This window comes from Aquipseudomonas alcaligenes (genome assembly GCF_003205495.1).
Taxonomy (GTDB): domain Bacteria; phylum Pseudomonadota; class Gammaproteobacteria; order Pseudomonadales; family Pseudomonadaceae; genus Aquipseudomonas; species Aquipseudomonas alcaligenes_B.
In genome coordinates this window covers 228,706-242,242 of record NZ_QJRX01000006.1, presented here as the reverse complement: position 1 = coordinate 242,242, position 13,537 = coordinate 228,706, and the positions used below count along the sequence as shown (strand labels likewise).

Sequence of the window (13,537 nt, the reverse complement as noted above, 5' to 3'; positions counted from 1 at the left end):
ACGCCAGGCGCGCGCGCCGCGGCCGCCAGCTCAGCGCAGGGTGGCGGCGATGGCGTGGATGTCCGCGCGGTGGCTGACCACCAGCTCCAGCTCGCCGTTGTCGCCGATGAAGTTCAGCGGCGGCCGCAGCTTGTGGTAGGCCGCCAGCTCCACCAGCTGCGGCAGCTCGGCCAGGGCATCGCGCTCCTTGATGGCATGGAACAGGGCCAGGTTGACCAGATCGATCAGCTCCAGCCCCCATCCACTGCTGGCGCCCCAGTCGCCGGCGCCACGGATCACCCCAATGTACTCGTCGTCCACCGCCCACTTCTTCAGCACTATCACCCCCAGCGACTTGCTGTATTCGCGGCACAGCTTGTAGTACAGCTCGCCGGAGGGAATCTGCGCCTCGTCCTTGAACGCCGAGAGCACGGCCAGGGTGCCTACCTCGCTGAGCAGGCTGGCCAGCAGGGCGTGCTCCGGCGCCACCTGGCCGAGCAGGCGGGCGAGCATGGCGCAGGTGCTGGCCTTGAGCACCAGGCGCTCCCAGACCTCCATGAACAGGCGCTTGTGCGCCGGGCTGTGCAGGGTGAACAGGCTCTTGATGCTGTGCACCATGGTGATGCGATCGACCTCGCCCACGCCGAGCAGCACTATCACTTCCTGCAGGGTGCGCGGCGCCACCGGGTGGCGGTACAGGGCGCAGGAGGCATGTTTCATCAGCAGCGCGGCCAGCGCCGGGTCGCGGCTGACCAGGCGCGCCAGCGCGCCCAGGCTGGCCTGGCCGTCGCTCAGCGCCCGGCGGATCTCCAGGGTCAGCGCCGGCAGGCTGGGCAGTTGCTCCTGGCCCTGCATCAGTTGCGACACCACCCGCCGGTAGATCGAATAGTCCGAAACCTCGACCGCCAAGGCACACCTCCTAGCTCCCCAGAAGCAGTGTAGGTGCTGCCGGCAGCTCGGACGCCTATGATGGGCCAAGCCCCCATCACACGTGCCCACCATGAACTGGCTGGAAGAATCCAAGGCGCTGTTCGCCGCGCCCAGGCCCGCACACTTCACCGACTACCGGCACTGCGATGAATGCTGCGAGCACGACCAGACGCTGCTCAACGCAAGCATCGACGGCATCGGCCTGCGCGAGCTGGGCAACCCCGGCTGGGACCCGCTGTGCTTCGTCACTCCCGAGGGCCTGGGCTATTTCTTCCCGGCGCTGGTGCGCCTGTGCCTGGAGAGCGACGAGCACAGCTCCTACATCGGCCAGTTCCTCTTCCACCTCAGCTACGACGGCCCGCAGAACCGCCATGTGCTGGCGTTCAGCCAGGCGCAGCGGGACTTCGTGGGGCGCTTCCTCGAGCATCTGCTGGAGATCCGCGCCGAGCTGATCGAGCGCTACGGCGAAGCCGACGACCTGTTCGCCGCCCTCCGCATCTGGCGCGATGCGGCCTGACTGCCGTCCCGATTTTCTCGCCATCTGTATCGCGCGGCGCGGCCCGCGCCGTGCCAGCATGGGAACTCTGTCCGCCGGAGCAGCGCCATGCTCAGCCTCACCCTGAATGCCCTCGCCGTCTTTCCCGACCAGCTGCAGGCCCACTTCGCCGCCTTCCCCACCGCCTGCCGGCACTGGCGGCCGGAGTCCTGGGAGGGCATCCCCAGCGAGCCCTTCAGCGCCATCGAGCAGCTCTGCCATGTGCGCGACATCGAGGTGGAGGGCTACCAGCTGCGCATCCGCCGCACTCTCAGCGAAGACAACCCGCTGCTGCTCTCGCTGGACGGCGCGGCCATGGCCCGCGAGCGCCGCTACGCCGAGGCGGATGCCGACTCGGTGCTGGCCGAGTTCCGCCGCGCCCGGCGCGAGACCCTGGCGCTGCTCGGCACGCTCGACGCGGCCCAGCTGCAGCGCCCGGCCCGCTTCGAGGGCTACGGCGAGCTGACCCTGCGCAGCCTGCTGCACTACCTGTGCAGCCACGACCAGCAGCACCTGGCCGGCCTGCAGTGGCTGCTCGGCAAGCTCGCCGCGACCGCCCCACACGCCCCTGCGAGCACTCCGACATGCAACTGACCTGGCACCTCAAGCACCACAGCGACCTGGACAAGCGCGAGCTGTACGCCCTGCTCGAACTGCGCTCGCGCGTCTTCGTGGTCGAGCAGCACTGCCCCTACCAGGACGTCGATGGCCAGGACCTGCTCTGCGATACCTGCCACCTGCTGGCCTGGCAGGACGAGCGGCTGCTGGCCTACCTGCGCCTGCTCGACCCGGCGACCCAGGGCGGCGAGGCGGTGATCGGCCGCGTGGTGATCGCCCCCGAGGCGCGCGGCAGCGGCCTCGGCCACCAGCTGATGGAGCGCGCCGTGGCGGCCTGCCTGCAGCGCTGGCCCGGACTGCCGATCTACCTCTCGGCGCAAGCCCACCTGCAGGGCTACTACGGCCGCTATGACTTCGTCGCGGTGACCGCGCCGTACCTGGAAGACGACATCCCGCACGTCGGCATGCGCCGCACCTGAGCAAGAGCGTTCAAGACGGCCGCGCGCCGGGCAGCCACACTGACCCGCGATGGCTACGAGGAGTCTTGTCATGTGGATGGGTACGCTGTTCGCCCTGATCGCCGGGATGATGTGGGGGCTGGTATTCGTCGGCCCGCTGCTGCTGCCGGAATACCCGGCCGCCCTGCAATCGGTCGGGCGCTACCTGGCCTTCGGCCTGATCGCCCTGCCGCTGGCCTGGCTCGACCGCGCGCGCCTGCGCCAGCTGTCGCGCAGCGACTGGCTGGAGGCGCTGAAGCTGTCGGCGGTGGGCAACCTGCTCTACTACCTGTGCCTGGCCAGCGCCATCCAGCGCGCCGGCGGGCCGCTGCCGACCATGATCATCGGCACCCTGCCGGTGGTCATCGCCATCGCCGCCAACCTGCGCAACGTCGAGCGCGACGGCCGTCTGCCCTGGGCCCGGATGCTGCCCTCGCTGGGGCTGATCGGCGCCGGCATCGCCTGCGTCAACCAGGCCGAGCTGCAGGCCCTGAGCGCCGCCGGCAATACCGACTGGGGCCGCTACGCCAGCGGCGCGCTGCTGGCGGTGATCGCCGTGGCCTGCTGGACCTGGTACCCGTTGCGCAACGCCGACTGGCTGCGTGACCATCCCGGGCGCAGCCCACGCACCTGGGCCACCGCCCAGGGCCTGGTGACCCTGCCCATGGCCCTGCTCGGCTATGCCCTGCTGTGGGCCGGCATGGCCGCCAGCGGCAGCGACTTCGCCATGCCGCTGGGGCCGCGCCCGGAGCAGTTCATCGCCCTGATGCTGGTCATCGCCCTGCTCGCTTCCTGGGTCGGCACCCTGTGCTGGAACGAGGCCAGCCAGCGCCTGCCGACCTCGCTGGCCGGCCAGCTGATCGTCTTCGAGACCCTGGCGGCACTGGCCTATGCCTTCATCCTGCGCGGCCAGTGGCCGGCGCCGCTGACCCTGGCCGGCATCGCCCTGCTGATCGTCGGCGTGCTCTGGGCGGTCAGGGTAAGGCCGCAGCGGGCCTGAGCAGCTCGGCCGGCGGCTCCTGCCCCGGCAACCAGCGCCGGTAGATCAGGGCGAAGCTGCCGTCGGCCTTCATCGAATCCAGCGCCTGCTGCCAGTCGCGCACCACGGCGTCCGCGGTACTCGGCGAGAAGGCGATGTAGGCTTCGCTGCGCAGGAAGCCATACAGCGGCTCGACCTGCTCCGGGCGCAGCCCGCCCAGGGCCAGCAGGCTCTCCAGGGTCACGTTGTCGGCCACCACCACCGGTACCCGGCCGTGGCGCAGCATGCTCATCATCTGCTGCGGACCGATCACTCCGTACAGGTTGTCCAGGCCGCGCGCCTCGAGTGCCTGGTAGCTGTACCACTGCCGCGGCACGGCGACCGTGCCGACCCGCGCGGCATCCTCCAGGCTGTCGATGCGGATGCCCGAACCCCTGAGCGCGTAGAAGCTGGTGACCACCACCGCCACCGGCCCGACCCACTTGAACAGCGGCTCGCGCTCGGCGGTGCGCATGGTGACGAACAGGCCGCTGTCGGGCTCGCTGCTGGCCGCCTGGTAGCCGCGCGCCCAGGGCACCACCGAGATCTGCGCGCGCTGGCCGGTGCGCTCGAGAATCTCGCGCACCAGGTCGACGGCCAGGCCCACGGGGCGGCCGTCGCGGGCGAAGTTCAGCGGCGGGTACTCCTCGGTATACAGCTGCAGCGGCGCAGCCTGCAGGCCGGGGAACAGGCTCAGGGCGAACAGGCATCCCAGCCAACGCCAGCGGGCAGTGCACATCGCGGTTTCACCTGGGCTGGGCAGACACTTCCACAGTCTAGTCGGGCGCGGGCAGCGGGCACGGCGCGGCTCTGCTACCCTGGCCGCCCCGTTGCACGACGCCCGAGCATGGACAAACACGCCCTCCAGCAGCTGGTCTGCGCCCGCCTCGAAGCCGACCTGGCCCTGCTGGTCGCGGCCGCCGAGAGCGCGCGCCAAGCCGCCACCCACGAAGAAAGCAAGGCCGAGAACAAGTACGACACCCGCGGCCTGGAGGCCTCCTACCTGGCCGCCGGGCAGTCGCGCCGCGCCGCCGAGATCCGCGCCGCCCTGGCCGCCTGGCGCGCCCTGGCGCCGCGCCCCTACGACGAGGCGCAGGGCATCCAGCTCGGCGCGCTGATCTGGCTGGCCGCCGCAGGACGCGAGCAGTGCCTGCTGCTGGGCCCCGACGGCGCCGGCCTGAAGCTGCAGGCCGAGGGCGTGGCCATCACCCTGATCACGCCGCACGCCCCGCTCGGCCGTCAGCTGCTCGGGCAGGGCCCGGGCGACAGCGTGCAGATCGGCGCGCACACCTGGGCAGTGCTGCGGGTGGAGTGATCAGGCTGCCGCCGACTGGCCGCCCTCCAGCAGGTAGGCGTCGAAGCCCAGCTGGTTGAGCAGGTGCACGGCCAGTTCGCTGCGGATGCCGCCTTCCGGGGTGACCACGTAGCAGGTGGCGCGGTCGAGGCTGTCGGCATGGGTGCGCAGGTTGGCCACCGGCAGGTTGAGGCTCTCCGGCAGGTGGCCGAGGCGGTACTCCACGGCCAGGCGCACGTCCAGCAGGAGGTGCGGGCGCTGCCCCTGCTGGCTCAGCTGCTGCAGGTCGTGCGTGCTGATGCGCGGGATCAGGGTCGGCCGCACCAGCTCGACGAAGTCGTCGCGGTGCAGGCGCGCCAGCTCGCCATCCTCCAGCATGGTCACGCTGGCCGAGCGCACCGCGCCGCTGACCAGCGCCTCCTCGCCGAAGAAGTCGCCACGCTCCAGCACCAGGGCCGGCTGCTCGCGGTAGGCGGAGGGCAGGCTGACCTGGGCGCGGCCGCGCTTGAGCACGAAGAAGTGCTCGCCCGGCTCGCCATAGCCGACGACCCGCTCGCCGGCCCTGGCCTCGACGTACTCGAAGCGCGCCAGCAGGGCATGCAGGTGCGACGGCGGCAGGCGGCCGAACAGCGGCGTGCCGAGCAGGCGCGCCAGCCAGTCGTCCGCGTCCTGTTCCTCCACCTGCATCTCGCCCAGGCTGCTGACCTGGTAGGCCGCCTCCTGGCTCCAGCCCAGCAGGCGCTCCAGCAGCTGGCGCTCGACGGCGAACAGGCGCACGTCGGTGAGCGCGCGTACGCTGGAAGGGTTGTGCTGCCCCGGGTTGAGCGGCAGGTGGGCCTGCGGCGAGCCGCTCTCGATGGACTGCTTGCCGTTGCCGCTGTCCACGCTGACCCGGCCTTCCAGCAGGTAATACTGGGCCACCGAGCGCTCGCCCTTGTGCAACAGCGGGGTGCCGGCCGGGCGCTGCAGGTAGGTGAGGCTGGCATGCAGCTGCTGGCGGTAGTGCGGGGTGAGGAAATCCATCGGGCTGAAGCTGCTCAGCTGTTCGCAGGTCAGCGGGGACGGTGCAGTGCTCATGGTGAACCTCCGCAATGAAGCGCGGCCGTGCGTGTCGAGAGCGCTCCCTTGCCAGGCTATGCCTTAACCATAGCCCTTGGCCATCAGGGCGGTGCTGACACTGGTCGGATTGCCCAAGCCGAAAAACAATTTCCTTTTTTCTCAATGAGTTGCGCACAGAGCCAGGGGATGACTCTGTGGATAACAGGGGGATCGGCCGCCGCACCCCAGGCTGGCCGGGGCCTGCGCCGGACTGTTCAGTTTTCGCTCAGGCGCCGCCCTGCAGCTCGCGCCAGGTCAGGTGCAGACGCAGGTCGAACTCCAGCTGGTGGTAGTCCGGCAGCATGTACTGACACAGCTTGTAGAAGGCCCTGTTGTGTTCGGCCTCCTTCAGGTGCGCCAGCTCGTGTACCACGATCATGTTGAGGAACTCCGGCGCCGCGTCCTTGAACAGCGCGGCCACGCGGATCTCCTTCTTCGCCTTGAGCTTGCCGCCCTGCACCCGCGAGATCGCCGTGTGCAGGCCCAGGGCGCGGTGGGTGAGGTCGAGTCGGTTGTCGTAGAGCACCTTGTCGATGGCCGGCGCGCTGCGCAGGTACTCCTGCTTGAGGTCGAGCACGTAGCCATAGAGCGCCTTGTCGCTCTGCACCTGGTGGCGATGGGGGTAGCGCTCGGCCAGATAGTCGCCCAGGCGGTTCTCGGCGACCATCTGCAGCACCTGCTGCTGCAGGTGCGGCGGGTAGCCCTGGAGGTACTTGAAGGGCGTCATGCCGTCACTCCCGGCAGGCCCGCACGGCGCTGTCCAGCAACAGCGAGCAGGGCCGCTCGGCCAGGTAGCTGCGGTAGACCCGCAGCAACTGCTCGGCGCTGTAGCGGCAGTGCGCAACCTGGCACTCGGTGCTGAACTCGAAACGGCCACCCGCCGGCTCGGCCAGGCGGATGGAGAGCGCCGGCCAGTCGCTCGGCGGCGCTTCCAGCGGGGTGAACAGCAGGCGCTCCTGGCGCTGCACCAGCTGGCCTCCGGCGGCGGCGTAGTCGAAGACGAACAGCAGGGTGCGCGAGACCTTGGTGGTGCACTCGGCGCGCGTGGCGCAGCGCAGCGGCTCCCCCGGCGACGCGGCGACCGGGGCCGGCGGCACGGCGGTCGGCGCCTGGCTGGCGCAACCGGCCAGCAGCAGGACGGCGCCCAGCGCCAGGGTGCGTGACGGCATTGTTCCCTCCCTCAGACGCGAAAGCCCCGCGGAGCGGGGCTTTCGGTACGGCATGGCGGCTTAGTTGACCTTGGCCGCCAGCTCGCCGCTGGCGTAGCGCTTGTACATGCCTTCCAGGGAGATCGGCTTGATCTTGGAGGCATTGCCAGCGGTGCCGAAGGCTTCGTAGCGGGCGATGCAGATGTCGCGCATGGCTTCGATGGTCTTGGCGAAGAACTTGCGCGGGTCGAACTCGCTCGGGTGCTCGGCCATCATGCGGCGGATGGCGCCGGTGGAGGCCAGACGCAGGTCGGTGTCGATGTTGACCTTGCGCACGCCGTGCTTGATGCCCTCGACGATTTCCTCGACCGGCACGCCGTAGGTTTCCTTGATGTCGCCGCCGAACTCGTTGATCACCTTCAGCCACTCCTGCGGCACCGAGGAGGAGCCGTGCATCACCAGGTGGGTGTTGGGGATGCGCTTGTGGATTTCCTTGATGCGCTCGATGGAGAGCACGTCGCCGGTCGGCGGCTTGGTGAACTTGTAGGCGCCGTGGCTGGTGCCGATGGCGATGGCCAGGGCATCGACCTGGGTGGCCTTGACGAAGGCCGCGGCTTCTTCCGGATCGGTCAGCAGCTGACTGTGGTCCAGCACGCCTTCGGCGCCGACGCCGTCTTCCTCGCCGGCCATGCCGGTTTCCAGGCTGCCCAGGCAGCCCAGCTCGCCTTCCACGGACACGCCGCAGGCATGCGCGAAGGCCACGGTCTGCTGGGTCACGCGCACGTTGTAGTCGTAGTCGGCCGGGGTCTTGCCGTCTTCCTTCAGCGAGCCGTCCATCATCACCGAGCTGAAGCCCAGCTGGATCGAGCGCTGGCACACGTCCGGGCTGGTGCCGTGGTCCTGGTGCATGCACACCGGGATATGCGGGAATTCCTCGATGGCGGCCAGGATCAGGTGGCGCAGGAAGGGTGCGCCGGCGTATTTGCGGGCACCGGCGGAAGCCTGGACGATCACCGGGGAGTCGGTCTTGTCGGCCGCTTCCATGATGGCGCGCATCTGCTCGAGGTTGTTGACGTTGAAGGCCGGCACGCCGTAGCCGAATTCGGCGGCGTGGTCGAGCATCTGGCGCATGCTGATAAGTGCCATCTGTGAAGCTCCCAATCAGGGTCGTTGAGTTGTGCAAGCCTGCCGCAGGGGCGGGCCGGGTTCAAGTTCCCGGGGAGGAGCGGTCATCCCCGGGGCAAAGCAAAATGGATCAGGGCGCCTTGCAGCCACGCCCGATCAGGTCGTCGTCGGCTACCCGGTAGACCAGGCCTTCCTCGCCCTTGGTGTGGAAGGCCAGCCTGCCGTCGCTGTACAGCACGCCCGAGGCCGCCGGTTCCTGCACCAGGCGGTGGACGATATCGTCGCCGCCCAGGCGCAGGTCGACGCTCTCGCCATCGGCGCCAGCGAGACGCCACAGCACCTCGACCTGGCTGTCGCAGACCCAGCGGGTCCACTCGTCGCTCGGCGCCGGCTGGCTGGCGCAGCCGCCGAGCAGGACGGCCAGGGCCAGGGTGATGCATCCCTGTTTCAGCATGGTGGTTCTCCGGTTGGCCTTTCTCCCCTCTCCCACGCGTGGGAGAGGGGCCGGGGGAGAGGGTGCAGTCCACCGCCCTCCCCAACCCTCTCCCGTAAACGGGAGAGGGGGTTATTGGGCGCGCTGTTCCAGCACTGCCACGGCCGGCAGCACCTTGCCCTCGACGAACTCGAGGAAGGCGCCGCCACCGGTGGAGATGTAGCTGATCTGCTCGCCCACGCCGTACTTGTCGATCGCGGCCAGGGTGTCGCCACCACCGGCGATGGAGAACGCCGGGCTCTCGGCGATGGCCTGGGCCAGCACCTTGGTGCCATTGCCAAACTGGTCGAACTCGAACACGCCGACCGGGCCGTTCCACAGGATGGTCTTGGACGACTTCAGCAGCTCGGCGAACTGCGCGGCGGTCTGCGGGCCGATGTCGAGGATCATGTCGTCGTCGGCAACGTCGGCGATCAGCTTGACGGTCGCCTCGGCATCCTCGGCGAAGGCCTTGGCCACCACCACGTCGACCGGCAGCGGCACGCTGACCTTGGCGGCGATGGCGCGGGCGGTGTCGACCAGGTCGGCCTCGTACAGCGACTTGCCGACCTTGTGCCCGGCCGCGGCGAGGAAGGTGTTGGCGATGCCGCCGCCGACGATCAGCTGGTCGCAGATCTGGCTCAGGCTGTTCAGCACATCGAGCTTGGTGGAGACCTTGGAGCCGGCGACGATGGCCGCCATCGGCCGGGCCGGGTTGCCCAGGGCCTTGCCCAGGGCGTCCAGCTCGGCGGCCAGCAGCGGACCGGCGCAGGCGACCTTGGCGAACTTGGCCACGCCGTGGGTCGAACCCTCGGCGCGGTGAGCGGTGCCGAAGGCGTCCATGACGAACACGTCGCACAGGGCGGCGTATTGCTGGGCCAGCTCGTCGGCGTTCTTCTTCTCACCCTTGTTGAAGCGCACGTTCTCGAACAGCACGATCTCGCCGGCTTTCACCTCGACGCCGCCCAGGTAGTCCTTGACCAGCGGCACGTCGCGGCCCAGGGCCTTGCTCAGGTAGGCGGCGACCGGCGCCAGGCTGTTCTCCTCGGAGAACTCGCCCTCGGTCGGGCGGCCCAGGTGCGAGCAGACCATCACCGCAGCGCCCTTCTCCAGGGCCAGCTTGATGGTCGGCAGGGAGGCGAGGATGCGCGCGTCGCTCTTCACCACGCCGTCCTTCACCGGCACGTTGAGGTCTTCGCGGATCAGCACGCGCTTACCGGCGAGGTCGAGATCGGTCATCTTCAGAACGGTCATGGTCAGTCCTTCACGGGGGCTGGTTACTTGGAGGAATTGGCGACGGCGAGGAAGTGTTCCGCGACGTCGAGCATGCGGTTGGCGAAGCCCCATTCGTTGTCGAACCAGGCCAGCAGGTTGACCAGGCGCGGGCCGGAGACCCGGGTCTGACTGCCGTCAACGATGGCCGAATGGGCATCATGGTTGAAGTCACAGCTGGCGTGCGGCAGCTCGGTGTAGGCCAGCAGGCCCTGCAGCGGACCGGCCTCGGCAGCCTGGCGCAGCACGCGGTTGATCTCGGCGGCACTGGTGTCGCGCGCCACCTGCAGGGTGATGTCGAGGCAGGAGACATTCACCGTCGGCACGCGGATGGCCTTGGCCTGAATGCGCCCGGCCAGCTCCGGCAGCAGGCGCTCGATGCCCCGCGCCAGGCCGGTGGACACCGGGATCACCGACTGGAAGGCCGAGCGCGTGCGACGCAGATCTTCATGGTGGTAGGCGTCGATCACCGGCTGGTCGTTCATCGCCGAGTGGATGGTGGTGATGGAGACGTACTCCAGTCCCACCGCCTCGTTGAGCAGCTTGAGCAGCGGCACCGCGCAGTTGGTGGTGCAGGACGCATTGGACACCAGCTTCTCCGCGCCGCTCAGGCAGGCCTGGTTGACGCCGAACACCACGGTGGCGTCGATGTCCGCCTCGCTGGCCATCGGCTGGGAGAACAGCACCCGCGGCGCGCCGGCCGCAAGAAACCGCTCGCCATCGACGCGGCTGTGGTAGACGCCGGAGCACTCCAGCAGCAGGTCGATGCCCAGCGCGGCCCAGTCGATGCCTTCCGGCTCGCTCTGGCGCAGCACCTTCACGCAGTCGCCGTTGATGTGCAGGCAGTCACCGTCGACCTGCACCTCGCCGGGGAAGCGGCCGTGGGTGGAGTCGAAACGGGTCAGGTATTCGATGCTGGCCTGGTCGGCCAGGTCGTTCAGCGCGACTATCTCGAAGCCCGCCGCCGCGCCACGCTCGTGCAGGGCGCGCAGCACGCAGCGGCCGATACGGCCGTAGCCGTTGAGGGCGACTTTGTAGGGGCGGGCGTTGGGCATGGGTTCTCTCGGCGTCTGCGGTGTGCCACCTCTCCCATTCATGAGAGAGGGATGGGGAGAGGGGCCAGCGACGCAGCCCTCTCCCCCTGCCCCTCTCCCGCAAGCGGGAGAGGGGTGACTCAGGCGTCCAGCAGCTCGGCAGCGGTTTCCAGGATGTTCTCGACGGTGAAGCCGAACTCCTCGAACAGCTGCGCGGCCGGGGCGGACTCGCCGAAGGTGGTCATGCCGATGATGCGGCCTTCCAGGCCGACGTACTTGTACCAGTAGTCGGCATGCGAGGCCTCGATGGCGATGCGCGCACCGACCTGCAGCGGCAGCACGGCCTGCTTGTAGGCGGCGTCCTGCGCATCGAACACGGAGGTGGACGGCATGGACACGACGCGGACCTTCTTGCCCTGCTCGGTCAGCTTGTCGAAGGCCTGCACGGCCAGGCCGACTTCCGAACCGGTGGCGATCAGGATCAGCTCCGGCTCGCCGGCGCAGTCCTTGAGCACATAGGCGCCACGGGCGATGTCGGCGACCTGCTGGGCGTCGCGCGCCTGGTGCGGCAGGTTCTGCCGGCTGAAGATCAGCGCGGACGGGCCGTCCTTGCGCTCGATGGCATGCTTCCAGGCCACCGCGGATTCCACCGCGTCGGCCGGGCGCCAGGTGTCCAGGTTCGGCGTGCCGCGCAGGCTGGCCAGCTGCTCGATCGGCTGGTGGGTCGGGCCGTCTTCGCCGAGGCCGATGGAGTCGTGGGTGAACACGTACAGCACGCGCTGCTTCATCAGCGCCGACATGCGCACGGCGTTGCGCGCGTATTCCATGAAGATCAGGAAGGTCGCGCCGTAGGGGATGAAGCCGCCGTGCAGGGCGATGCCATTCATGATCGCGCTCATGCCGAACTCGCGCACGCCGTAGAACAGGTAGTTGCCGGCGGCATCGCCGGCCTCCACGCCCTTGCAGCCCTTCCACAGGGTCAGGTTGGAGCCGGCCAGGTCGGCGGAGCCACCGAGGAATTCCGGCAGCAGCGGGCCGAAGGCATTCAGTGCGTTCTGGCTGGCCTTGCGGCTGGCGATGGTTTCGCCCTTGGCGGCGACTTCCTGCACGTAGGCGGCGGCCTTGGCGGCGAAGTCGGCCGGCAGCTCGCCGGCCAGGCGGCGCTTGAACTCGGCGGCCAGTTCCGGGTGGGCGGCGGCGTAGGCGCTGAACTTGTCGTTCCAGGCGGCTTCGCGGGCGGCGCCGGCTTCCTTGGCGTCCCACTCGGCGTAGATCTCGGCCGGGATCTCGAAGGGGCCGTGGTTCCAGCCGAGGGCGGCGCGGGTGGCGGCGATCTCGTCGTTGCCCAGCGGGGCACCGTGGCACTCTTCCTTGCCCTGCTTGTTCGGCGAGCCGAAGCCGATCACGGTCTTGCAGCAGATCAGGGTCGGGCGGTCGCTGGTCTTGCGCGCGGTCTCGATGGCGGTCTTGATCTCGTCGGCATCGTGGCCGTCGACGTTGCGGATCACCTGCCAGCCATAGGCCTCGAAGCGCGCCGGGGTGTCGTCGGTGAACCAGCCGTGGACTTCGCCGTCGATGGAGATGCCGTTGTCGTCGTAGAAGGCGATCAGCTTGCCCAGGCCCAGAGTGCCAGCCAGCGAGCAGACTTCATGGCTGATGCCTTCCATCATGCAACCGTCGCCGAGGAAGGCGTAGGTGAAGTGGTCGACGATCTCGTGGCCGGGACGGTTGAACTGCGCGCCCAGAACCTTCTCGGCGATGGCGAAGCCCACGGCGTTGGCGATGCCCTGGCCCAGCGGACCGGTGGTGGTCTCCACGCCCGGGGTGTAGCCGTATTCCGGGTGGCCCGGGGTGCGGCTGTGCAGCTGGCGGAACTGCTTGAGGTCGTCGATGCCGAGGTCGTAGCCGGTCAGGTGCAGCAGCGAGTAGATCAGCATCGAGCCGTGGCCGTTGGACAGCACGAAGCGGTCGCGGTCGGCCCAGTTCGGGTTCTGCGGGTTGTGCTTGAGGTAGTCGCGCCACAGCACTTCGGCGATGTCGGCCATGCCCATGGGGGCGCCGGGGTGGCCGCTGTTGGCCTTTTGCACGGCATCCATGCTGAGGGCACGAATGGCATTGGCTCGCTCACGACGGCTGGGCATCGCTGAATCTCCTGCGGGGGCTGCTTCTGAATGAAGGGGGCGGAAAAAGGCGCGTATTTTCGCCCAGCAGGCGCCGCGGGGGCAATGACAGATGGTCGAACGCCCCGCGGCAATCGTCAGTCGGCGCTGAACACCCCGTGCGCCGGCGCCTGCGGCCCGCCCAGGCAGGGCGCCTGGAACAGTTCGCCATGCCACACCCCGCGCAGGGTGCGCTGCAGCACCAGCAGCCAGACCGCCGCCAGCTGCACCGCCAGCACCAGGCCGACCAGGGCGAAGAAGCGCAGTTCGGTCAGGCGCAGCAGCTCGAAGGTGGCCAGGGCGAATACCCCGAGCGGGAAGGTGAAGCCCCACCAGCCGAGGTTGAACGGCATGTTGTCGCGGATGTAGTGGCGGGTGAACAGGACGGCGATGACCAGCCACCACAGCCCCGCGCCCC

16 protein-coding genes are annotated in these 13,537 nt (G+C 69.1%); 5 read left to right on the top strand and 11 right to left on the bottom strand.

Annotated elements, in window-relative coordinates:
- Positions 1 to 30: 30 nt before the first annotated feature.
- Positions 31 to 888: an HDOD domain-containing protein gene (locus tag DMO17_RS13135; protein ID WP_110682932.1), complete on the bottom strand. Its 858-nt coding sequence runs from the start codon at positions 886 to 888 to the stop codon at positions 31 to 33.
- A gap of 91 nt (positions 889 to 979) precedes the next feature.
- Between DMO17_RS13135 and DMO17_RS13130 the strand changes: the two genes are divergently transcribed.
- From DMO17_RS13130 to DMO17_RS13115, 4 genes are all read left to right on the top strand, one after another.
- The gene (locus DMO17_RS13130; RefSeq protein WP_110682931.1) at positions 980 to 1,426 is read left to right on the top strand and encodes a hypothetical protein; all 447 of its coding nucleotides are present in this window, start codon (positions 980 to 982) and stop codon (positions 1,424 to 1,426) included.
- 87 nt (positions 1,427 to 1,513) lie between these two features.
- Entirely contained in the window at positions 1,514 to 2,038 is a 525-nt protein-coding gene (locus tag DMO17_RS13125) for a DinB family protein (protein ID WP_110682930.1), read from the top strand.
- Positions 2,029 to 2,481 carry a GNAT family N-acetyltransferase gene (locus DMO17_RS13120; protein ID WP_110682929.1) on the top strand — a complete coding sequence of 151 codons (453 nt, stop codon included), beginning with the start codon at positions 2,029 to 2,031 and terminating at the stop codon, positions 2,479 to 2,481. Before DMO17_RS13125 ends, DMO17_RS13120 begins: the two co-directional genes overlap by 10 nt.
- Positions 2,482 to 2,551: 70 nt before the next feature.
- On the top strand, positions 2,552 to 3,499 hold the full coding sequence (locus tag DMO17_RS13115; RefSeq protein ID WP_110682928.1) for a DMT family transporter: 948 nt from the start codon (positions 2,552 to 2,554) through the stop codon (positions 3,497 to 3,499).
- Here DMO17_RS13115 and DMO17_RS13110 read toward each other — a convergent pair.
- Entirely contained in the window at positions 3,474 to 4,256 is a 783-nt protein-coding gene (locus tag DMO17_RS13110) for a substrate-binding periplasmic protein (RefSeq protein WP_110682927.1), read from the bottom strand. The two genes, DMO17_RS13115 and DMO17_RS13110, sit on opposite strands and share 26 nt — an antisense overlap.
- A 108-nt stretch (positions 4,257 to 4,364) precedes the next feature.
- On the opposite strand from DMO17_RS13110, the gene DMO17_RS13105 reads away from it, so the two are divergent.
- Positions 4,365 to 4,832, top strand: a complete 468-nt coding sequence (locus tag DMO17_RS13105; RefSeq protein WP_110682926.1) for a transcription elongation factor GreAB — start codon at positions 4,365 to 4,367, stop codon at positions 4,830 to 4,832.
- Here the strand turns inward: DMO17_RS13105 and DMO17_RS13100 are convergent, their stop codons facing one another.
- The 9 genes from DMO17_RS13100 to DMO17_RS13060 form a co-directional block, all read right to left on the bottom strand.
- Positions 4,833 to 5,888 carry a cyclic nucleotide-binding domain-containing protein gene (locus DMO17_RS13100; RefSeq protein WP_110682925.1) on the bottom strand — a complete coding sequence of 352 codons (1,056 nt, stop codon included), beginning with the start codon at positions 5,886 to 5,888 and terminating at the stop codon, positions 4,833 to 4,835.
- A gap of 247 nt (positions 5,889 to 6,135) precedes the next feature.
- Positions 6,136 to 6,636, bottom strand: coding sequence for a M48 metallopeptidase family protein (locus DMO17_RS13095; RefSeq protein ID WP_110682924.1), 501 nt, complete (start codon positions 6,634 to 6,636; stop codon positions 6,136 to 6,138).
- 4 nt (positions 6,637 to 6,640) lie between these two features.
- Positions 6,641 to 7,078 (bottom strand): hypothetical protein, encoded by a 438-nt coding sequence (locus tag DMO17_RS13090; protein ID WP_110682923.1) that lies wholly within the window; start codon positions 7,076 to 7,078, stop codon positions 6,641 to 6,643.
- A gap of 60 nt (positions 7,079 to 7,138) precedes the next feature.
- Positions 7,139 to 8,203: a class II fructose-bisphosphate aldolase gene (gene fba / locus DMO17_RS13085; protein ID WP_110682922.1), complete on the bottom strand. Its 1,065-nt coding sequence runs from the start codon at positions 8,201 to 8,203 to the stop codon at positions 7,139 to 7,141.
- 109 nt (positions 8,204 to 8,312) lie between these two features.
- Positions 8,313 to 8,636 (bottom strand): MliC family protein, encoded by a 324-nt coding sequence (locus tag DMO17_RS13080; RefSeq protein WP_110682921.1) that lies wholly within the window; start codon positions 8,634 to 8,636, stop codon positions 8,313 to 8,315.
- Between the two features lie 111 nt (positions 8,637 to 8,747).
- Positions 8,748 to 9,908: a phosphoglycerate kinase gene (locus tag DMO17_RS13075; RefSeq protein ID WP_110682920.1), complete on the bottom strand. Its 1,161-nt coding sequence runs from the start codon at positions 9,906 to 9,908 to the stop codon at positions 8,748 to 8,750.
- A gap of 23 nt (positions 9,909 to 9,931) precedes the next feature.
- On the bottom strand, positions 9,932 to 10,981 hold the full coding sequence (gene epd, locus DMO17_RS13070; protein ID WP_110682919.1) for an erythrose-4-phosphate dehydrogenase: 1,050 nt from the start codon (positions 10,979 to 10,981) through the stop codon (positions 9,932 to 9,934).
- Positions 10,982 to 11,100: 119 nt separating this feature from the next.
- Entirely contained in the window at positions 11,101 to 13,101 is a 2,001-nt protein-coding gene (tkt, locus tag DMO17_RS13065) for a transketolase (RefSeq protein ID WP_110682918.1), read from the bottom strand.
- A gap of 116 nt (positions 13,102 to 13,217) precedes the next feature.
- Positions 13,218 to 13,537: SLAC1 family transporter (locus DMO17_RS13060; RefSeq protein ID WP_463604186.1), on the bottom strand; the 320-nt coding region annotated here is incomplete at its 5' end.